We start from the raw sequence: 21,662 nt of genomic DNA, 5'->3' as shown, positions 1-21,662 counted from the left end.
GAGGGATTTATGAGAAAATTAATCAATTCACTTGAAGCGCCTGAAGCAATCGGCCCATATTCACACGCGGCTAGTTTTGAAAACTTAATCTTTACTTCCGGGCAGCTGCCGGTCAGCCGTAAAACAGGTAAAGTCGTTGAAGGTGGGATTACTGAGCAAAGCCTGCAGTCACTTGAGAACCTGAAAAGTGTGCTTGAAGCCGGCGGGGGGGCTATCGATACGGTTCTTAAAACCACCTGCTACCTGGCAGACATCGAAGACTTTGCTGCGTTCAATGCGGTTTACGCAGATCTGTTCAACCAGGACTGTCCTGCCCGCAGCTGTTTTGCAGTTAAAGATTTACCTATGGGTGTTCTGGTTGAAGTTGAAGCCATAGCTCACAAAGCTTAAGTGGAGCTGGTTATGAAAAAAGAGTGGCAGCAGTACATCGACATTATTAAAAGAGTTGTTAAGCCTGCCTTAGGCTGCACTGAGCCTATTGCGGCCGCGTATGCTTCAGCAGTTGCCGTAAGGGAGCTAGGCAATAAAATACCTGATTCAATTGAAGTTTTTGTCTCTAGTAATCTCTACAAAAACTCAATGGGCGTATTTGTGCCGGGGACGGGAAGAATCGGTCTGCCTATTGCCGCCGCTGCCGGGGCGGTCAATGGTAAGGCAGAAGCTGAACTGGAAGTGCTGTCCGGTATTTCAATGGATGATGTAGATAAGGCGCAGGCGCTTATCGACGCTGGAAAAGTAATAGTCAGGCGGGTGGACTGCGACGAATTTATTTACTGTTCAGTCGCTGTCTCTTTAGACGACATGCGCTCAGAGGTTACGATTAGCGGTGGTCACACTAATATCGTTAAAAAGACTCTGAATGATGTTATTACCTTCGAAGCTCACCTGGAAGATGTTCAGACAACTGCTTCTGTTTGTGACGGTGTTGATATAGATATCGAGAAAATTTATGATTTTGCCGTCAAAGCCGAGTTTAATGATATCTCTTTTATCCTTGAAGCGGCGGTAATTAATGAGATGCTTTCTGCTGAAGGTATTAAAAGTGGTTATGGTCTGGAAATAGGGCGCACAATGAAAGCTGATATCGAAGAGGGCTTTTTGAGTGAAGATCTGATGACTCGAATTCAGATGCTCACCTCTGCTGCTTCAGATGCTCGTATGGGCGGTGCGGCTCTTCCTGCTATGAGTAACTTCGGCAGCGGCAATCAAGGTATCGCGGCGACAATTCCGGTTTGTGTGGCAGCTGATCACTTTGACTCTTCTGAAGAACAGTTGGCTCGAGCACTAATTATGAGTCATCTTGGTGCAATATACATCAAATCGCATTATCCTCCCCTGTCTGCATTTTGCGGAAATACGGTGACCAGTGCGGCCGCCGGGATGGCACTTGTATATCTCGCCGGCGGTACGTTTGAGCAGTCCTGTTATGCCATTCAAAACGTAATTAGCGACAGTGCCGGCATGGTTTGTGATGGTGCTAAATCTTCGTGTGCAATGAAAGTATGTACCTCGTCAACGACTGCTGTGCGTTCATTTATGATGGCGCTGCGTAATAACTGCGCGGCTGGGCAGGGCATTGTTGCCAAAGAAGTAGAGCAAACAGTTAAGAATGTTGGTAAAATGGTGAGTAAAGGTATGTGCGGCACTGACACTGCCATTATCGACATTATGTCAGCTTAAATAGCCGAGAAGGTATAGAAATTGGAATTACGCAAGCTAACTAAAGGTGATTATGACATTCTCAACGCTATGGAAAACGTAGTGGACGGGATTGCTAGAATGTACGGTGAATATACCGAGGTAGTGCTGCACAGTCTCGATATTAACTCTCCGTCGGTACTTAAAATAGCAAATGGTCATGTTACTGATCGTGAAACTGGTGCTCCAATTACTAATATTGCGCTGTTGAAACTTAAGGACGGCAAAGACGTATCCGACTCGTATATGACCAAGAGCGCAACGGGTAAGACGCTGCGCTCAATAACTACCATTGTCCGTAACCCCAAGGGCAAAGCTATCGGGCTGCTTTGTATCAATGTTGATATGGATGCACCGATGCAGTCGTTTTTGAAAACAATGTTTCCTCTTGATTTTGGCGGCGAACCGTCGAACTCTCCCGAGACGTTCGCCAAAGATATTGACGAAACTGTAACCAGCACCATTGATGTGGTACGAAATGAGGTTTTGGATAACCCTGCAATTTCACCTTCAAAGAGAAATAGAGAGGTGGTTACGAGACTTCATGAGCTCGGTATCTTTAAGTACAAAAACAGTATTCTCTCAGCTGCTAAGATACTAGGAGTATCAAGAGATACCGTTTACCTCTATCTAAGAGAAATGGATACGAAATAAAAAGGTTTACCGCTGCGTTATCGCTGCAAAGTGGAGCCGTTTTAAACCGTCGTAACAGCTGAATTAGTACTCTTCTTGTGAACCATGCCGATATGACCTGCTATGAGATACCCCTTATTCTCAATCACTATTGTTTGTTTTGTCGATTCAGGTTTATTGCGCTTAGGGAATTCTAGCTTCGTTATTAACTTCGTAATTGCAAATAATCAGTTACATCAATTAATACCTTGCCGGCATTGATTTTTCCTGCGCCTGAAAATGACTATTTACTTAATCAGTCTGCTGTTACAGAAAAATAAGATGCATCATAACCTTGTGTTTAAATACAAAAGTGTAGAAACAAAAAACCCAGCAATAATGCTGGGTTAGTTATGAATTTAATATTTATTCTGACACTTTTAAATACATAGTATTTAGAACGGAATATCGTCATCAAAGTCCATTGACGGCTCATTGTATTGAGCTGGCGCCTGCTGCGGCTGCGCTGGTGTCTGCTGCTGTGCCGGAGCGGGCTGTTGAGCCGGAGCCTGCTGAGCTGGTGCCTGTTGAGCCGGCTGGTAAGCCGGTGCCATTTGCGGTGCTGCCTGCTGTGCCGGCGGCTGCTGCGGTGCATTACCCCAGCTCTGCTGCGGCTGTGCATTCTGCTGTGGTGCGTTCTGCTGGAACTGACCTTGACCCTGTGCCGGGCTGCGTGAATCCATCATCTGGATTTCAGCTACAACGATTTCAGTTGTATAACGATCCTGACCGTCCTGACCCTGCCATTTACGTGTTTGTAACTTACCTTCAACGTAGATTTTTGCACCTTTTTTCAGGTACTCACCACACATTTCACCAAGACGGTTAAAGACAGTCAGGCGGTGCCATTCTGTTTTTTCTTTACGTTCGCCGGTTTGCTTATCTTTCCAGCTTTCTGTTGTTGCCAGTGTCAGGTTTGCCACTGCGCCGCCGTTAGGCATGTAACGCATTTCCGGATCTTTTCCTAGATTACCGACTAATACGACTTTGTTTACACTACGGTTAAACATGTTTTTGCTCCGCTTGCTGTTTGGGTTTTCTTAAGTATTTGCTAAAATTTCTTTCGCTTTTTTCAGTGCAAACGCTTGGTTATTGACTTTGATATAAACTGTTTGTTCTTCGATGATCATTACTACTTCGATTACACCGCCAAGTGCAATGAGCTGCTGTGTTTTTAACTGTGCATCTGTTTCATCGTTTATTAATGCTGTAATGGTATGAGTGCGGACTTTGCTTGGATTATGCATACCCCGCGAAATGAAAAACCAAATCAGCATCAATGCGGCTAAACATAAAAATAAGCCGCTGCTGCCGAGTAGTTTATAGGATAAGCCCCCTAAAATACCACCGAAAAATGCGCCTAAAAACTGATAAGTGCTGTAGATCCCCATTGCACTGCCTTTTGCGCCTGCAGGAGAAAGCATTGAGATAAAAGCGGGCAGTGATGCTTCTAAAAAATTAAATGCGGTGAAATAAAGTAATACACAGATAAACATCAAAATAAGTGACTGAGAAGTCAGGGCCATTGCGGTTAAACTGGCCGCCATCAGTAAAATGGCAAACAGATAAAACTGCTTGTTCATATTTTTACGGGCGGCAGTGATCAGCATGGGAATAATTAAGGCAAATGAAATTAACAGTGCCGGTAGGTATAAATGCCAGTGGATCTCTGCTGCCAGATTCATCTCCTGCAGCTGCAGCGGCAGTGCGATAAACATGGCGGTAAGTGTCATATGTAAAATAAAGATACCGGCATCTAAACGCAGCAGCTGCGGGTTTTTGGCTAGTTTGCCGAGTAAAGCTGGAATAGCTATGGTTTCACCGCGCGGGGCTTTGTTGACTACATGCGGGACAACAAAATGAACAATTACAATAGCGGCTAATGCGCCGGCCGCTGTGATAAAAAATAAACCCTGCAGACCGATCAGCGGTGCTAAAACTGGGCCTGCAACCATAGCAGCTGCAAAAGCAAGGCCGATGCTTACTCCAATCATAGCCATCGCTTTAGGGCGCTGTTCTTCCCGGGTTACATCGGCGGCTAAAGCTAAAATGGCACTGGCAATAGCACCCGCTCCCTGCAGGGCACGGCCTGCTGTTACACCGTAGACACTGTCGGAATAGGCTGCTACTAAACTACCCGCTGCAAATATCACTAAACCGCCGAAAATAACCGGACGGCGTCCGAATTTGTCGGACAGCATGCCTGCTGGAATCTGCAGTAATGCTTGTGTCAGGCCGTATGCACCAATGGCAAAACCAACCCAAAGCGGTGAATAGCCGACCAGATCCTGTCCGTAGACTGCAAATACCGGCATGATCATAAAAAGACCTAACATGCGTAATGCAAAAACTAAGGAGAGTGAGAAAGCGGTGCGCTTTTCAATGGGATTTAGAGCATCAGGTTGCATTGAACATCCATTTTAGAGCAAATAATTCGGGCGGGGATAATAACATGCGTTTAAAGATTTAGGTGCTTATTTTTAGCGCAATAGCTGACAATTTTCATTATACCCGTTACCAATCAAAATGCATTTATCAGTCGCGAGATCGGACACCAAGACAAGGCGCAACATGATGATAATGGCTAGCCCTTATCGAATGTTGCAACGCAGTATTGGTTTTCGAGCTTGCGACCTATGAGGCAAGCCGTGAGGCAAACATCTTCGTTGTTGTGAAGTTTCGATTTAACCCGTTAGATCTTCATCTTCACGCCTAGAACCTGTCCACCTCACGACTTGCTGATTTTTGCAACTTGAATGATAACGGGTATATACTGCGCGGCTTATTATATTTTTGTTTTTGGAGTATTTTGTGCTGAGCTATCGTCATTCTTTTCATGCTGGTAATTTTGCGGATGTGTTAAAACACACCGTTGCGGCTTCGATCCTTGATTACATGCTGAAAAAAGATAAACCTCTGTGTTATCTCGATACCCACTCCGGCTGCGGCGCTTATTCATTTCAGTCTTCAGAGGCGTTAAAAACCAAAGAATTTAACAACGGTATTTTCCCGTTATGGCAGCGCGATGATCTGCCTGCACCCGTTGCGCGTTATGTTGAACAGGTTGCTGAATTTAATGCCCAGAGCAAGCTGGCGCATTACCCGGGCTCACCAAGTATTGCCCGGCAGATGCTGCGTGATACCGACCGAATGTTTCTTTTTGAGCTGCATCCTAATGAGTTTACCAGTATGCGTGAAAACTTCGGCGGTGATCGGCAGATTAAAATGGCTAAAAAAGACGGCCTGGAAGGTCTGGTTGCGAACATGCCGCCCAAGGAACGCCGTGGTTTTATCTTAATTGATCCTTCCTATGAAATTAAAAATGAATATGATCTAGTTGTGGAAAGACTTATTCAGGCGGTACGACGCTTTGCAACGGGGACCTACGCACTCTGGTATCCGGTAGTAAACCGTCAGGTAATTAACCGCATGGAAAGAGAGCTGAAAAAATCGGGCATTAAAAATATGCAGCTGTTTGAGCTGGGAATTCAAGGTGACTCGGCAGAAAGAGGCATGACTTCCAGCGGTATGATAGTTATTAATCCGCCATGGACGTTGAAAAAAGAGATGCAGGAGTCTCTGCCGTTTTTAGCTGAAACATTAGGGCAGGATGGACAGGGTTTTTATCGTATTGAAACGTTAGCTGCGGAATAAAAACAGTAGAGCAGATTCTGCTGTTTTTATTGAGTTTTGTTAACGGCGCTTTTTAAAATGCAGCAGCGTTCTTAGTTTTGAATAACGATCTGTCCGAGGTTTATCTTTACTCTTTGTCTCGCCGGCTTTTTCTATTTCGATAATTCCGGAGCGGTTCAGGGTAATTTTGTAACGTTCAAACTGCTCTGTATAGTAGCCTTGATCCAGTGCTACCACCACATTGATCTGGTAGCGCCGTTCAATGGATGTAGCCTGAATTTTTTCTTTGTTAGAAGCCGCGTCATTCTGTTCGTAAACCTTACCAGTACCGCGCTCCAGATAACGGGCAAAGGGACGCAGACTGAATAAAATTGTTTCTTCCAGTGTATCGTAACCCGCCTGAAAATCGTGGTTATCAACTTTTGTTTCAATGCGGTAATGTAAAAGCTCTGCGCTTTGTATATTCTGCATATGGCGTCTTGCTAATAACTCTTTACTCTGCGCCGGCAGTTTTTTTGTTTTGATATAATCTAACCATACTCTCTGCCGGGCAATCTCTGACTGACTGGTTGAATCTTTTAATATACGTGACCATTTCGGTTTGCCTTTACGGATCCAGCGCCACAAAATATTTTTAAAATCGTCCTTAAAGACTTCACGTACGCCGTATATAACAGCCAGCACCAAAATCATCACTGAAGTCAGCTTGCTCAGTGCACCTTGAGTTTTGATAATTAAAACCAGCACCACACACATAATTAAGGCCGTCGCAACACCGGTTACAATCTTGCGGGTTATATTACCCAGCTCCTGCGTTTCACTTTTAAAAATAACGCCGTATTCAATTAACCGCCGTAATAAACGCATTTTATTAGCAATACGATTAGGATCTTTGAGTGTAGCTTCGGAGTTATAAGCTTTTTCTTTGCGGTAATTACTTTCTTCTTCGCAGACCTTAAGCAGTGCCAGACGAGCATCAGCGAACTCGGCATTACGGGGTTTCTTTGCCAGCATACGTAATATGCTCTGTTCGGTATACCAGGACAGGTAGTTGTCGACATTATCAAAAATAGACTGCAGTTTAGGATCTTTAAGGGTGTGGCTGCGGTGTTTTTTTAAAATAGCCAGGCTATGTTCGGTCATATCCGCGGCCGCATGGTAGAAATCACGCAGACTTTCGCTGTCATCAATGCTTAATGTTTCATCGGTATCGGTATCGAGTGCAGTAATGTACTGGTAGGCAAACAGGTTAAGATTAGTTTTGTATTCTTCAGGAGAACGTTTCATACGGCTGGCAAAACGCGTATGTAATAGAGGCAGATGCAGGCCTTTGGTAAAATAGGCACGACGCCCCTTGATGGCTGAATTAAAATAGTCGGTTTCAGACAAGGTATTTTTATTGATGCCCATCTCTTTCGGCAGTGAGAAATATAAGTCGATTCTCCGGGACTCGCCCTGTTTTATCTGATGGGTTACTTTGATGGATAGTTTTTCCTGCTGCTTAAGTTTGACTTTACGCAATCAATTCTCCTGTGTTTATAAGCAAACTGTTTAAAAATATTGTTCTTAGCTTTAATTATATATCTAAGTTATTGACTTGTACTGGCTATTTAATAATTAGGGCCTGTTTATCTTTGAAAATTGCCCCTGTTGAGCCTGAAAGCTTCTCAATCAAGGCGCGAAGAATGAAGTTTAGTCGTTCTAAATGAGTGATGAGCAACGCAGAGTGAGGAATTTTCAGCCTCAACCCGAAGGGCTGGGGCTATTTTTACACTCAACTTCGTTATCAGTCATTAATGTAGAGTGACTACACTGCATGACTTCTGCCTTGCTGAGCATAAAAATAGCCTCCAGCAGGAACAAAGAGCAAAGATAAACAGGCCCTAAAATGAGGCTGTTTTTTTTACAGGCATTTTGTTAACTTAGCGCGCTGAATTTTCCCTTATTTAAAAGGCCTAAGCCATGAAATTATCACTATTAACCCAGCCTGTTTATGATCATTTATACCGTGATATTGTACAGTTCCGAGAAACCTTTGATCTGCCCTGTGAAGATCAGAATTCATTAGATGCTAAAGCCGACACCCTGCATACCTCTTTGATTATTGAAGAGTTAACCGAATTAGCTGAAGCAGACTGTAAAATTGAACAGGCAGATGCCATTGTTGACAGCGTTTATGTTCTGATGGGGCGCCTGGTACATTTAGGAGCTTCTAAGGTAAATGACAATCTGGAAATCAGTTACCTGATTGATCTGCTGCTGAATGTTGCCAAGCACCGGGACATAAACTTTCTGCCCTGCTGGGATGAAGTCCATTCAAGCAATATGAGCAAAGTCTGCCGTAATCAGCAGGAATTCCAGGAAACACAAGCCTTTTACGCCAAGCAGGGAATTGCTCTGGTTGACTCTGTTCAAGGTGACTTTGTTATTGCCAAATGTGCGCAGGATGTTGAGATGGCCGGTAAAACTGTCCGTCAGGGTAAAGTGCTGAAGTCCGTTTATTACCGCCCGGCTGATCTGGCAGAGTTAGTGAGCGTTTAAACCTTTTATATTAAAAGGCGCTTTATAATATTTACAGCTCAATACAAAAAACCACAAGCAGTATAACTTGTGGTTTTCAGCAGGGTTATCCGGACATTCGCTGCCGGTTAACGAACCCCGACAAGTATTAAACCGGGTAAGACAAAGAAAGTCCCTACTACATAAGAAAATGCTAAAAGCTTATTTTTAGTACCGACTTCAGCAAGATGCTCAGAAGCTTTAAGCGGCAGTTCACGCAGGAACGGCACTCCGTAAATTAAAGCAACCGCTAAAAAGTTAAACAGGAAATGTACCAGGGCGATGGTTAGGGCTGCTTCGGCCATTTCACCGGAAATTGCGGTGGCCGCTAATAACGCCGTGATGGTTGTACCGATATTCGCACCTAGTGTAAACGGGTAAATCTGGCGAGTGCTGAACATGCCGCTGCCGGCTAACGGGATCATCAGGCTGGTTGTGGTTGACGATGACTGCACCATCACCGTAACTAATGCGCCTGAAGCTATGCCTGATACCGGACCTTTACCTATGGTGTTATGAAGAATATCTTTGGCTTTACCCACTAATACTTTCTTCAGTACTTTACCCAGAAAAGTAACCGAAAATAATATTATGCCGACACCGGCAATAACCATGGCGATACCAGCCATTTTGCCTGGAATAAATGAAAGCAGATCCGTCACCAGGTTAACGCCTGGTTTAGTGAGCGGCTTCATAAAATTAAGACCTTTCATGGAAATATCTGCACTGCCGACAAAAAGGTGGGCTGCGGAGGACGCCAGCTTTTCTAAGATACCAAACATTATTTCTAAAGGCAGGAAGATCGCAACAGCAATCAAATTAAAGAAGTCATGCACAGTAGCTGCACTGAAAGCACGTTTAAAGTCCTCTTTTTCACGGATATGACCGATGGAAACAATCGTATTAGTGATTGTTGTACCCATATTGGCACCCATTATAAGGGGAATGGCAATGGATACCGGCAGGCCGCCGGCAACTAAACCAACGGTTACCGCGGTAACCGTTGAGGATGACTGTACTAATGCAGTGGCTAATGTGCCTAAGATTAATGCTACAAACGGGTTGGTGGCAAACTGGAATATCTGCTCTGCACCGCTTGCGCCGCCCGAAAATATTTTGAAACCGCCGCTAACCGTACTTACTGCAACTAACATGCAGTAAACTAAAAAGACAACGGCTGTCCAGTTGAACAGTTTATTTAGTGACTGATTATTTTGATTTAAACTCATATTTATTACCTGTTGTAATTATGACGATTATATTTCAGTTTTTTGACAGGCAGATTAGAACAGAGAAATGTGACAGAAATATTTCAGTGGCTGTTTATTTAGCAAACAATTAACCATAGCCAATAAAATCAGTATCTTAGTGTGATGAATTTTTCTTGAAAGTAGGTGTTTAGAGTGTTGAACTGCTCTGATTTAGGCATTTTTTAGCGTAAACAGTAATAATAGTGCGGCTATGTTTGAACATATCGGGCAGTGCGCCCGGCACGCTGTTGTTAATTAAGCCGATAAATTTACTTATCTTTGCGTCGGTCCGACACAGATACAAATAAATAAAAGGCGCAGAAGGCAATTGGAATACTTCTGCGCCTGTTTCTTCCAGCTGTTAGGCTTTTTCTTTAAGCAGATAAATTAACTCTAATGCTTTTTTCGGGGTTAATTCATCGGGATCAATACTCTGCAGCAGATCCACTGCAGGATGTGCTTCCGGCTCTGCAAAGCTTAATGCCGCCTGTACGGGCAGTTGATTTACATCTAAGTTATGGCTGGATGCCAGCTCTAACTGCTGCAGTTTACGTTTGGCGTTCTTAACCACCTCTTTGGGTACACCTGCCAGTGACGCTACCTGTAAACCGTAACTTTTATTGGCGGCTCCTTCCTGTACGGCGTGCAGAAAAGCAATACCGTCACCATGCTCAACGGCATCTAAGTGAACATTTACCAGTTCTGGAATACTTTCCGGAAGGCTGGTTAACTCAAAATAATGGGTAGCAAACAGAGTGTAAGCCTGGATTTTTTCCGCTAACTCCTCGGCACAGGCCCAGGCCAGCGATAAACCGTCAAACGTACTGGTGCCGCGGCCGATTTCATCCATTAATACTAAGCTGTTTTTAGTGGCATTATGCAGGATATTCGCCGTTTCTGTCATCTCCACCATAAAGGTTGAGCGTCCGCTGGCCAGATCATCCGATGCACCGATACGGGTGAAAATGCGGTCTACAGGTCCGATTTTTGCGCTTTGTGCGGGAATGAAGCTGCCGATATGCGCCATCAATACCATTAATGCCGCCTGGCGCATATAGGTTGATTTACCGCCCATATTCGGACCGGTGATAATCAGCATGCGGCGCTGGTCATTAAGGTTGATCGGATTGGCAATAAACGGGGTTTTACTAACCTGTTCAACAACCGGGTGACGGCCTTCCTCAATCTCTATGCCGCTTTTCGCCTGCAGCGTAGGGCGGATGTAATCGAGTGTTAATGCGCGCTCTGCCAGATTATTAAGTACATCCAGCTCAGCTAGTGACTGCGCAGTAAACTGTAAGCTGTGCAGATGCGGCAGGAGCAGATCAATCAGCTGTTCATAAAGTTTCTTTTCCAGTGCTAATGCCTTGCCCTGACTGGAAAGCACTTTATCTTCATGCTCTTTAAGCTCTGCAATAATATAACGTTCGGTATTTTTCAGGGTCTGGCGGCGAACATAATGTGCAGGTACAGCATCTGACTGTGAACGGCCGGTTTCAATATAATAACCGTGAACCCGGTTATAACCTACTTTCAGGGTTGCAATACCGGTTGCTTCACGCTCGCGCAGCTCCAGTTTCTCAAGGTAGTCAGTGGCGCCCTTGGCTAAATTACGCCATTGATCCAGCTCTTCGTTATAACCCGGTGCAATTACACCACCGTCACGGATAATCACCGGCGGGTTATCGATAACTGCTTTTTCTAATAATTCTAAAAGTTCAGGGTATGAGCCCATCTCTTTGCTGAGCTTGCTGACCAGTTCCGCCGGCATTTCGCCAATCAGGTTCTGCAGTTCCGGTAATAACGAGAATGCGGTACGCAGACGGGTTAAATCTCGCGGGCGTGCTGAGCGCAGTGCTAAACGTGCAATCACACGCTCAACATCGCCGATCTGTTTTAAAGGTTCAGCTAATGCACTGGTTAGATCCTGATCAATTAGGGTCTGAATCATACTCTGGCGGTAATTTAAGGTATTAAAATTGCGGATCGGCTGGTGGATCCAGCGTTTTAATAAACGGCTTCCCATGGGAGTAACCGTAAAGTCTAAAACTTCCGCCAGGGTATTGTCGAATCCGCCGGAAAGATTCTGCGTCAGCTCTAAATTTTTACGCGTGGCGGCATCTAAAATAACGCTGTCAATATTCTGTTCAAGTTTAATCGACTGCAGATGCGGCAGGCTGGTACGCTGCGTATCTTTTATATACTGCAGCAAAGCACCGGCTGCACAAAGGGCAACTTCTGCTTGTTCGACACCGAAACCGATTAAATCCTTGGTGCCGAACTGCTGATTTAAGGTTTTTTTACTGGTTAAAAGTTCAAATTCCCATTCCGGACGGCGGCGGATAGTCGGAAGATGTTCGATTAAATTAATATGTTCAAAATTTTCCGGGTATAAAAGCTCTGCCGGGTTGAGGCGCTGCATTTCCGCCTGCAGTGTTTCCAGATGCTGAAACTGGTTAACAATAAAACGGCCGCTGCCTATATCTAATGACGCAACGCCGAAAGTATTCTGCTGCTGGTACACTGCACATAAAAGATTATCGCGCCGATCATCAAGCAGTGCTTCGTCGGTAATTGTTCCGGGTGTGATAATGCGGACAATTTTGCGTTCAACGGGGCCTTTTGCGGTAGCCGGATCACCAATTTGCTCACAAATTGCAATCGACTCGCCCATTTCAATTAATTTCGCTAAATAACCCTCTACACTATGATAAGGAACGCCGGCCATTGGAATGGCGTTGCCGCCGGTTTTACCGCGTTGTGTTAAGGAGATACCAAGCAGTTGTGAGGCTTTACGAGCATCATCAAAAAACAATTCATAAAAGTCACCCATACGGTAGAACAGCAGGGTGTCGGGTACTTCGCTTTTGATGGTTAGAAATTGCTGCATCATCGGCGTATGTTGTTTTAATTCTTGCGCAGTTGGCTTCATAATGAATACACTTAATTATTATTGGTTAAATAAGTTGGAGAAAACTTATGTTTACTGAAAAAACCGTTCAAGAATTAGCGCAGGTATTAGGTGAAAAGCTGACTAATGCAGGGCTGGTTGCAGCAACTGCAGAATCCTGTACCGGTGGTGGCGTAGCATACGCTATTACGGAAATTTCTGGAAGTTCGCAGTGGTTTGACCGCAGTTTTATCACCTATAGTAATGATGCGAAAAATCAGATGGTCAATGTGGATCCGCAGCTGATTGATAAATTCGGCGCGGTTTCTGAGCCGGTTGTAGAGCAGATGGCAATCGGCGCGGTAAAGAATTCCGATGCGGATCTTGCTGTTGCCATCAGCGGCATTGCCGGACCGGACGGCGGTACGATTGAAAAACCAGTAGGCACAGTGTGCATGTCGTGGTACAACGCTCATACATGCAGTAAAACCGAAACTTATCTGTTTGTCGGAGATCGTTCGGAAGTCAGGACGCAGGCGATTCGTCTGGCACTTCTTGGACTGATTGAAGCTGTCGAATAATAAATAATTTAAACAAGCAGTAAAAAAGCACTTGATACTGTTCAAATCAACAGTATACTAATTGTCGTGTACTGAGTGCATATACAGTTAAAAATAACAAAAGCACTTGATACGGCATATCAGCCGCAAATTTTATTTGTGTATACAGTTAAATAAATACGTTTATACGTAAATCTGGAGAGAACATGAGTCAGGATAAAAACAAAGAAAAAGCATTATCAGCGGCACTTGGTCAAATTGAAAAGCAGTTTGGTAAAGGCTCAATTATGCGTCTAGGTGACGGTGCAGCTGCAATGATGGAAATTGAATCTGTTTCGACCGGCTCACTTAGTCTGGATGTTGCGTTAGGCATAGGCGGTCTGCCGTTCGGCCGTATTGTTGAAATTTACGGTCCGGAAAGTTCGGGTAAAACAACATTAACTCTGCAGGTTATTGCAGAAGCACAAAGAATGGGCAAAACCTGTGCCTTTATTGATGCTGAGCATGCCCTGGATCCTATCTATGCGAAAAAATTAGGTGTAGATATTGATAACCTGCTTATCTCTCAGCCGGATACAGGTGAGCAGGCGTTAGAGATTTGTGACATGCTGGTACGCTCTGGTGCGGTTAATGTGGTCATTATTGATTCCGTTGCAGCGTTAACACCAAAAGCAGAAATTGAAGGCGACATGGGTGATTCGCACATGGGTCTGCAGGCACGTTTAATGTCTCAGGCACTGCGTAAACTGACCGGTAATATTAAACAAACTAACTGTTTATGTATCTTCATTAACCAGATTCGTATGAAAATTGGTGTGATGTTCGGGAATCCGGAAACCACAACTGGCGGTAATGCACTTAAGTTCTATGCCTCTGTACGTTTAGATATCCGCCGTATTGGTGCGATTAAAAACGGTGATGAGATTATCGGTAATGAAACACGTGTGAAAGTAGTAAAAAACAAAGTATCGCCGCCGTTCAAGCAGGCTGAATTCCAGATCCTGTACGGTGAAGGTATTAACCATGCCGGCGAGTTAATCGATCTGGGTGTTAAACAGGACTTTGTTGAAAAAGCGGGATCCTGGTATTCATATAACGGCGCTAAGATCGGTCAGGGTAAGAGCAATGCCAGCAAGCATCTTCTGGAAAATCCGGCTTTAGCTGAAGAATTAGAAGCTAAAATTCGTGAGTCATTGATGCCTAAAAGCGAACCTGAACAAGAGAAAACAACGACAGCAGCTGAAGAAGCATAAGCTTCAAAGAAAAACAGCTTCCGATAAGGCGTGAAATTTCACGCCTTATTCATTTCTACAAAGCAGTTACCTAAATATCCAGCAGCGCTTCAGTTTTAAAGTCAGATCAGCATCCATTTTAAAAACAGAAAAAACACCATGCCTAAGCCGATAGTTTTCAGCAGGTTCTTAGTCACTAATGCAACGATCAGAGAAAACAGTGCGGCAGTTAAATAAACATTGCTGAAACTGATATCTAATACACCTGTGGGCATAGTAACGGAGGGTACTATAATTGCCGTTAGTACTGCTGGGGGTACAAATTTTAACGCTTTTTCCATCCAGGTGGGAAACTGCATCCTGCCGGCAAATGCAAACATCACAAAACGGATCGCAAATGTGACAACAAACATGCCGAAAATAAGATAAAACTCATTCATAAGAAAGCTCCTTTTTAGCAAGCTGGATAACACTCAGCCCGACTGCTACGCCGATAACTGCACTGATAATTAACCCCAGTTTATTGGGCAGATCAGCGAAAACAAGTGAACTTAAACCTGCGCAGATAATAGCTGCTATCATGGCTTTGCTGTTCATATAAGGCACAACCATGCCGATAAACGTTACTGACATGGCAAACTCTAATCCCCAGCTGCTCATATCCGGGATCAGATTACCCAGCAGCAGCCCGACGATAGTGAAACTAACCCAGGTAACATAGAAAGTAAGCATGGATCCCAAATAAAAATAATGCGCATAGGTATGATCTTTCTGCTGATAACGCTGACTCATATTAGCAAAGGTTTCATCGGTGAGACCAAAAGCGAGCAGCGCCCGTAAAGATAACGGCAGGTGTTTTACATATTCAACCAGCGCAGTCGCATAGAGCAGGTGGCGTAAATTCACTACAAAGGTGGTGAGAATAATAATTTCTAAGGGGGCCTGAACGGCAATTAAAGCCAGTACAATAAACTGTGCAGAGCCTGCAAATACAATTACTGACATAGCAACCGTTGCCAGCGCGGATAGGCCGCTGTTCGGCGCCAGCGTGCCGAATAATAATGCAAACGGGATTGCGCCGACAATTAATGGTAGTGAAGCTTTTGCACCGCCGAAAAATTCCCTTTTCTGGATTGAAGTAAACATAGTTTTTATGCCTTTGTAAGTTGTAATTCCATATACATATCAGCTCGGGGATATGAACTTTTGCCCTTGGGATGCTCTTGTGTTGTGAAACCGAAATTAGAATAAAGCTTAACAGCGCGTGTCAGTCTGCTGTTAGTCTCCAGCCAGACCTTGTCGGCGTGCAGCCGGCGGGCCTTATTAAGAGCGGTTAAAAGCAGCTGACGGCCGATACCCAACCCCTGTGCCTGCGGATCTACAGCCATTTTGGATATTTCAAAGCTGTTGTTTTCACACAAGCGCAATGCCAGGGCCGCGGTTATTTTGTCTGCCTGCCTGGCAAAAAACAGATAGCCGCCGCGAGCCAGATAATAGTCTTCCGGTGAATTTAATGAGCGGCGGTCGGTTTCGGTTAATTCGCCGTTAAAATAAGTATTTAACCAGTTCATATTCAGTCTTTTAAAATCATCTTTATACTGCGGTGCCCAGTTTATAATTTCAATATTCTGTGCTTCGCGGTTAAGTGCCTGCAGCACATTGTTTTTAAAATTCTGCTCCTGAAATAACTGTTCAAACTCATTCACTGCATCAAGCAGCGGCAGACTCTGGCGGGCTTCAATAAAATGGAGCTGCTGCTGCAGTGCTGCCCAGACCGGTTTTGCCTGTTCAATAACCTGATCCGCTTTATCGGATAAGCCTAACCGGCTTGCACGTTTGTCTTGAGGGTGGGGGCTTTTAATTAAATAACCTTCACGGATCATTTTATCGGCCAGTTTGCTGATCGCCGGGTGGCTGACGCCCAGCATTTCAGAAGCCTGGGTAATTCCCTGCGGTCCCTGATGGTGGATAAGCGTAAGCAGCGGGAAATAGCTGGGATTAAGTGAAATACCCGCTTCATTGTAAATATGGGTAACTTCAGACATAAGTGTGTCGCTTAAACGTTTAAGACGGCTGCCTAAGCTCAAACTGCCAAGCTGGTGCATATAATCCATGGTTATTCCCTTAACTGATTACGTAACTGGTTACGCATCTAGTTTCTCTATTTTTTAAACTGCTGTCAACTGATCATAAATAATACATTTTTTCAGTGATAAAGCGCTTATTTGTCTACTTTCCCCGCACCACGCTCCATGTTATATTAGTCGGCATTTATTTTTCACCCGTTTGCATTTTTATATTTCTCTATAAAACTGCAAAACAGATACTTTACATGGAATAACTCATGATCAAATCGACTTCTGAAATCCGTCAGGGATTTCTCGATTTCTTTGCTAAGAAAGGGCATCAAAGTGTAAGCAGCAGCTCACTTGTGCCGGATAACGATCCAACCCTGCTATTTACCAATGCGGGCATGAATCAGTTTAAAGATACATTTCTTGGCACTGAAAACAGAGCTTATACGCGTGCGACTTCAAGTCAGCGTTGTGTACGTGCCGGCGGTAAACACAATGACCTTGATAACGTAGGTTATACCGCTCGTCACCATACATTTTTTGAAATGTTGGGTAATTTCAGCTTTGGTGATTATTTCAAACGTGATGCGATTGTTTTTGCCTGGGAATATCTGACTGTTGAATTAAAGCTGCCGAAAGAAAAATTATGGGTAACTGTATTTGATCAGGATCTTGAAGCTGAAAAGATCTGGTTAGAAGAAGTGGGCGTTGATCCTGCTCGTTTATCACGTATCGGTGCTAAAGATAACTTCTGGTCAATGGGTGATACCGGCCCTTGCGGTCCTTGTACTGAGATTTTTTATGATCACGGTGAGCATATCTGGGGCGGCCCTCCGGGAACACCTGAAGAAGACGGTGATCGTTATATCGAGATCTGGAACCTGGTATTTATGCAGTACAACCGTCATGCCGACGGTACTATGGAAGATTTACCAAAACCGTCTGTTGATACTGGTATGGGGCTTGAGCGTATTTCTGCAATTATGCAGGACGGTCACTCAAACTATGATATCGATATTTTCCAGGCGTTAATCGCTAAGGTTGCAGAAGTAACCGGTGCGAAAGATCTGCAGGATAAATCACTGCGTGTTGTTGCCGATCATATTCGTTCATGCGGCTTCCTGATCTGTGACGGTGTGATGCCTTCTAATGAAGGCCGTGGTTATGTACTGCGTCGTATTATTCGTCGTGCTGTGCGTCACGGACATAAACTGGGCGCAAATGAAGTTTTCTTCTTCAAAATATATGAAGAGTTAATTAAACAGATGGGTGACGCTTACCCTGAGTTATTACAGCAGCGTGTCTTTGTTGAAAAAATATTACGTTTAGAAGAAGAGCAGTTTGCTAAAACACTGGATCGCGGTTTACAGATTCTGGATATCGAATTAGATAACCTGGAAGGCTCTGTTATTCCTGGTGACCTTGTTTTCAAACTATACGATACCTACGGTTTCCCTGCTGATTTAACGGCTGATATTGCTCGTGAGCGAGAACTGACTATCGACCAGCCTGGTTTTGATAATGCAATGGCAGAGCAGCGCGCGCGTGCACAGCAGGCAAATAATTTCGGCACAGATTATAACGACGTACTGAAAATCGAGCAGACAACTGAGTTTGTCGGTTACGACTCGTTAGAAATTACTGCCGGCGTTACCGGGTTAATTCATGACGGTGTCTTTGTTGAAAGCCTGAATGAAGGTGACAATGGTCAGGTTATCTTAGAAAAGACCTCTTTCTATGCGGAATCGGGTGGTCAGTCTGGTGATGCCGGTGAGTTAGTTTTCCCTGGCGGCGTTTTTGTTGTAACGGATACTAAAAAATCGTCTGATGCTGTCTTACATATCGGTTACTTAAGTACCGGTACATTAAAGCTTAACGATAATGTGCAGGCTGATGTTGATCCTGTTCGCCGTAAGTCGGTTGCTCTGCATCACTCGGCAACACATCTGCTGCATTCCGCGCTGCGTCATACTCTAGGCGAACATGTTACCCAGAAGGGCTCATTAGTTGAGGCGGATAAACTGCGTTTTGATTTCTCACATTTTGAAGCATTATCTATGGGCACCATACGCCAAGTCATGTTCCTGGTAAATGAAGCGATCCGTAATAACTTTGAAGTTGTCACTAAGCTGATGGATATCGAGGAAGCGAAAGCGTCCGGCGCAATGGCGTTATTCGGTGAGAAATACGATGACATGGTGCGTGTTGTACAGATGGGTGATGTCTCTATCGAACTGTGCGGCGGTACTCATACGGCTCGTACCGGTGATATGGGGGCGTTTTTAATCCGCTCAGAATCAGGTATTGCTGCCGGCGTCCGCCGTATCGAAGCTTCAGTCGGTATTGCTGCCGGCCAGGCAATCGATAATGTTTTACAGGAAGTGGAAAAAGTCTGCGGCCTTGTGAAAGGTGATCACTTTTCTCTGGGAGAGAAGGTTGAGCAGATTTTAGATCGTAATAAACTGCTGGAAAAAGAGATTGCGCAGCTGAAAGCTAAAATGGCTAGTGATGCCGGCTCTAATCTAACCGGTAATGCGGTTGAAATTAACGGTGTTAAAGTCGTTGTTGCTAATATCGAAGGCATTGATCCTAAATCACTGCGTGACAGTGTTGATGAAATGAAAAACAAACTGCAGTCTGGTATTGTGGTTTTAGCTACTGCGGTGAGTGACGATAAAGTCAGCCTGATTGCCGGCGTAACCAAAGACTTAACTAAAAAAGTTAAAGCAGGTGAGCTAGTTAATTTAGTTGCCGGCCCGGTCGGCGGCAAAGGCGGCGGTCGTCCTGATATGGCTATGGCGGGTGGTAATAATCCAGCTGCTTTAACTGAGGCGCTGGCGTTAGTTGAACCTTGGTTAAGTGAACGTTTATAAAAAGACAGGCCTGTCTGAATAGAGGCAGGCCTAAAGGTGGGATATAACAATGGCATTAATAGTTCAAAAATATGGTGGTACCTCAGTAGGTAATATCGAACGAATAAAAGTTGTTGCTGAGAAAGTAAAAGCGGCAAAAGATGCAGGCAATGATGTTGTAGTTGTTTTATCTGCAATGTCCGGTGAAACCAACCGTATGATTGCACTTGCTAAAGAACTGAACGCAAATCCGAGTCCGCGTGAAATGGATGTCTTACTGACAACCGGCGAGCAGACAACCATTGCCCTGCTGGCAATGGCTTTACACCAGTTAGATATTGATGCGGTATCTATGACGGGTGATCAGATTCGTCTCAAGACTGATGCAAGCCACAGCAAAGCGCGAATTTTAGATGTTGAAACCGACAATATTGTGGACAACTTAAAAGCCGGGCGTGTTGTTGTTGTCGCTGGTTTCCAGGGGCGCTGTGAAAATAATAATATCACTACCTTAGGCCGCGGTGGTTCCGATACTTCGGCTGTGGCAATTGCGGCTGCATTAAAAGCCGACGAATGTCAGATCTATACTGATGTTGACGGTGTTTATACAACCGATCCGCGTGTTGAACCTCATGCCCGCCGCCTGGACAGCATTACCTTTGAAGAGATGCTGGAAATGGCAAGTCTGGGTGCGAAGGTTTTACAGATTCGCTCTGTGGAGTTTGCCGGGAAATACAATGTCCCGCTGCGTGTATTATCAAGCTTTAAAGACGGCGGTGGTACATTAATTAGTTATGAGGAAAATAAAATGGAATCTCCAGTAATCTCTGGTATTGCTTTTAATCGTGATGAAGCTCGTTTAACCCTGTCCGGTGTGCCGGATCAGCCGACTGTGGCCGCGCAGATTCTTTCTCCGATCGGCGAAGCCAATATCGATATCGATATGATTGTGCAGAATACCGTGGGTAACGGTAAAACCGATTTTACTTTCACAGTGCATCGTGATGATTATCAGCAGGCTAAGGAACTTCTTGAAGCTGTCTGTGTCTCACTGCAGGCTGATGCCGTTCAAGGCAACAATGAGATTGCAAAAGTATCCATTGTTGGTGTCGGTATGTGGAATCATCCTGGTGTTGCAAAGAAAATGTTTGATACCTTAGGTCAGGAAGGTATTAATATTCATCAGATTGCTACATCAGAAATTAAGATTTCAGTGTTGGTTGACAGTAAATATCTTGAGCTGGCAGTACGTGCTCTTCATAAAGCATTTGAATTAGCGACAGAACCGACAGAAGAAAAATAATTGAGATATTACCCGGTAAAAAAATCTGAATTTTACTGTGTATTAGTTCATAATAAAAAAAAATGGATAATCTAATTGAATAGGAGCAGGATATGCTTATTTTGACACGTCGAGTTGGTGAAACTCTGATGATTGGCGACAACGTAACAGTAACAGTTTTGGGTGTGAAAGGTAATCAGGTACGCGTTGGTGTTAATGCACCGAAAGAAGTATCTGTTCATCGTGAAGAAATTTATATGCGCATACAGGCAGAAAAAAACAGCGAAGCTTAAGCTTAGTTGTTTAACTGTTATAAAAGAGCCTGAGGGCTCTTTTTTTGGGCCTGAAATTCATAGCCTGCGTACTCTTGTACTCTGTTTGTAAAAATATCTTCCAATACTTCCAATACCAGCCTGCTGATAACTTCCTTTATTGCACCTCTGTCTGCTTAGAACAAATCTCTGTTTATTAGGGCACTTTGCTATTAGTTGAGCATGCTCTGTTGTTTGTTTTTGCCGGTTCGACATTTATTAGTGCGATTATTGTGTCTTTTACTAAGTTGATAAGGACTTTTGAGCCGCCGCCGCTTTTTAACTCGAAATTGAACCGTACTATGGAAGGGCGATTATTAGCCGCTTAACGGTGATATTCTGCTCTACAAACTGCTGATATTAGATAATCTGCCTGTTTAGTAGGCAAACGCAATTTAATCACTAAAAAAAGTTTGACTTGTTTTCATAAGACAGTAATATGTGCGCCAACAAGACGACGGTGGGGTGGCCGAGTGGCCGAAGGCGCTCCCCTGCTAAGGGAGTAACGGGTTTATAGCCTGTTCGAGGGTTCGAATCCCTCCTCCACCGCCATTCTTGTAGATTCTTAAAGCGGGTGTAGCTCAGCTGGATAGAGTACCTGGCTACGAACCAGGCGGTCAGGGGTTCGAATCCCTTCACCCGCACCAT

The 21,662-nt window shown here is 44.3% G+C and carries 18 protein-coding genes and 2 tRNA genes; 12 read left to right on the top strand and 8 right to left on the bottom strand.

Features of this window, described 5'->3' with window-relative positions:
• Positions 1–9 precede the first annotated feature (9 nt).
• From G337_RS0114410 to G337_RS0114400, 3 genes are read left to right on the top strand one after another with little or no spacing between them, the layout of a single operon-like run.
• On the top strand, positions 10–390 hold the full coding sequence (locus G337_RS0114410; RefSeq protein WP_028864523.1) for a Rid family detoxifying hydrolase: 381 nt from the start codon (positions 10–12) through the stop codon (positions 388–390).
• Positions 391–402: 12 nt separating this feature from the next.
• Positions 403–1,680 (top strand): L-cysteine desulfidase family protein, encoded by a 1,278-nt coding sequence (locus G337_RS0114405; protein WP_028864522.1) that lies wholly within the window; start codon positions 403–405, stop codon positions 1,678–1,680.
• 21 nt (positions 1,681–1,701) lie between these two features.
• Positions 1,702–2,352 (top strand): helix-turn-helix transcriptional regulator, encoded by a 651-nt coding sequence (locus G337_RS0114400; protein ID WP_028864521.1) that lies wholly within the window; start codon positions 1,702–1,704, stop codon positions 2,350–2,352.
• A 413-nt stretch (positions 2,353–2,765) separates the two neighbouring features.
• Here the strand turns inward: G337_RS0114400 and ssb are convergent, their stop codons facing one another.
• Entirely contained in the window at positions 2,766–3,380 is a 615-nt protein-coding gene (gene ssb / locus G337_RS0114390) for a single-stranded DNA-binding protein (protein WP_028864520.1), read from the bottom strand.
• 30 nt (positions 3,381–3,410) lie between these two features.
• Entirely contained in the window at positions 3,411–4,778 is a 1,368-nt protein-coding gene (locus tag G337_RS0114385) for an MFS transporter (protein ID WP_028864519.1), read from the bottom strand.
• Positions 4,779–5,181: 403 nt separating this feature from the next.
• On the opposite strand from G337_RS0114385, the gene G337_RS0114380 reads away from it, so the two are divergent.
• On the top strand, positions 5,182–6,024 hold the full coding sequence (locus G337_RS0114380) for a 23S rRNA (adenine(2030)-N(6))-methyltransferase RlmJ (RefSeq protein WP_028864518.1): 843 nt from the start codon (positions 5,182–5,184) through the stop codon (positions 6,022–6,024).
• A 39-nt stretch (positions 6,025–6,063) separates the two neighbouring features.
• Here G337_RS0114380 and G337_RS0114375 read toward each other — a convergent pair whose 3' ends face one another.
• Positions 6,064–7,524: a hypothetical protein gene (locus tag G337_RS0114375; protein WP_028864517.1), complete on the bottom strand. Its 1,461-nt coding sequence runs from the start codon at positions 7,522–7,524 to the stop codon at positions 6,064–6,066.
• Between the two features lie 441 nt (positions 7,525–7,965).
• On the opposite strand from G337_RS0114375, the gene G337_RS0114370 reads away from it, so the two are divergent.
• A complete protein-coding gene (locus G337_RS0114370; protein WP_028864516.1) occupies positions 7,966–8,544 on the top strand; it encodes a nucleoside triphosphate pyrophosphohydrolase family protein in 579 nt (192 codons plus the stop codon).
• 107 nt (positions 8,545–8,651) lie between these two features.
• Here the strand turns inward: G337_RS0114370 and G337_RS0114365 are convergent, their stop codons facing one another.
• The gene (locus tag G337_RS0114365; protein ID WP_028864515.1) at positions 8,652–9,791 is read right to left on the bottom strand and encodes a Na/Pi symporter; all 1,140 of its coding nucleotides are present in this window, start codon (positions 9,789–9,791) and stop codon (positions 8,652–8,654) included.
• A gap of 382 nt (positions 9,792–10,173) precedes the next feature.
• Positions 10,174–12,744: a DNA mismatch repair protein MutS gene (gene mutS / locus G337_RS0114360; RefSeq protein ID WP_028864514.1), complete on the bottom strand. Its 2,571-nt coding sequence runs from the start codon at positions 12,742–12,744 to the stop codon at positions 10,174–10,176.
• A gap of 47 nt (positions 12,745–12,791) precedes the next feature.
• Here mutS and G337_RS0114355 point away from each other — a divergent pair, with 47 nt between their 5' ends.
• Entirely contained in the window at positions 12,792–13,283 is a 492-nt protein-coding gene (locus G337_RS0114355; RefSeq protein WP_028864513.1) for a CinA family protein, read from the top strand.
• Between the two features lie 185 nt (positions 13,284–13,468).
• Positions 13,469–14,515 carry a recombinase RecA gene (gene recA, locus G337_RS0114350; RefSeq protein ID WP_028864512.1) on the top strand — a complete coding sequence of 349 codons (1,047 nt, stop codon included), beginning with the start codon at positions 13,469–13,471 and terminating at the stop codon, positions 14,513–14,515.
• Positions 14,516–14,616: 101 nt separating this feature from the next.
• Here recA and G337_RS0114345 read toward each other — a convergent pair whose 3' ends face one another.
• The 3 genes from G337_RS0114345 to G337_RS0114335 are packed head-to-tail and all read right to left on the bottom strand — an operon-like array spanning position 14,617 to position 16,608.
• Positions 14,617–14,934 carry an AzlD domain-containing protein gene (locus G337_RS0114345; protein WP_028864511.1) on the bottom strand — a complete coding sequence of 106 codons (318 nt, stop codon included), beginning with the start codon at positions 14,932–14,934 and terminating at the stop codon, positions 14,617–14,619.
• A complete protein-coding gene (locus G337_RS0114340; protein WP_037027565.1) occupies positions 14,927–15,640 on the bottom strand; it encodes an AzlC family ABC transporter permease in 714 nt (237 codons plus the stop codon). The genes G337_RS0114345 and G337_RS0114340 overlap by 8 nt, the downstream gene beginning before the upstream one ends.
• Before the next feature lie 5 nt (positions 15,641–15,645).
• Positions 15,646–16,608: a bifunctional helix-turn-helix transcriptional regulator/GNAT family N-acetyltransferase gene (locus tag G337_RS0114335; protein ID WP_051303268.1), complete on the bottom strand. Its 963-nt coding sequence runs from the start codon at positions 16,606–16,608 to the stop codon at positions 15,646–15,648.
• A 230-nt stretch (positions 16,609–16,838) separates the two neighbouring features.
• Between G337_RS0114335 and alaS the strand changes: the two genes are divergently transcribed.
• The 5 genes from alaS to G337_RS0114310 all read left to right on the top strand — a co-directional run bounded on the left by alaS (position 16,839) and on the right by G337_RS0114310 (position 21,661).
• Positions 16,839–19,442 carry an alanine--tRNA ligase gene (gene alaS / locus G337_RS0114330; RefSeq protein WP_028864508.1) on the top strand — a complete coding sequence of 868 codons (2,604 nt, stop codon included), beginning with the start codon at positions 16,839–16,841 and terminating at the stop codon, positions 19,440–19,442.
• Positions 19,443–19,491: 49 nt separating this feature from the next.
• Positions 19,492–20,724, top strand: coding sequence for an aspartate kinase (locus G337_RS0114325; RefSeq protein WP_028864507.1), 1,233 nt, complete (start codon positions 19,492–19,494; stop codon positions 20,722–20,724).
• A gap of 92 nt (positions 20,725–20,816) precedes the next feature.
• On the top strand, positions 20,817–20,996 hold the full coding sequence (gene csrA / locus G337_RS0114320) for a carbon storage regulator CsrA (protein WP_028864506.1): 180 nt from the start codon (positions 20,817–20,819) through the stop codon (positions 20,994–20,996).
• 477 nt (positions 20,997–21,473) lie between these two features.
• A tRNA-Ser gene (locus G337_RS0114315) sits at positions 21,474–21,566 on the top strand.
• An 18-nt stretch (positions 21,567–21,584) separates the two neighbouring features.
• Positions 21,585–21,661 (top strand) — tRNA-Arg (locus tag G337_RS0114310).
• Position 21,662 lies beyond the last annotated feature (1 nt).

It is taken from the genome of Psychromonas aquimarina ATCC BAA-1526 (assembly GCF_000428725.1).
In the GTDB taxonomy this organism is placed as follows: domain Bacteria; phylum Pseudomonadota; class Gammaproteobacteria; order Enterobacterales; family Psychromonadaceae; genus Psychromonas; species Psychromonas aquimarina.
Note: the sequence above shows the minus strand (reverse complement) of the source record. Positions and strands in the feature narration are given on the sequence as shown.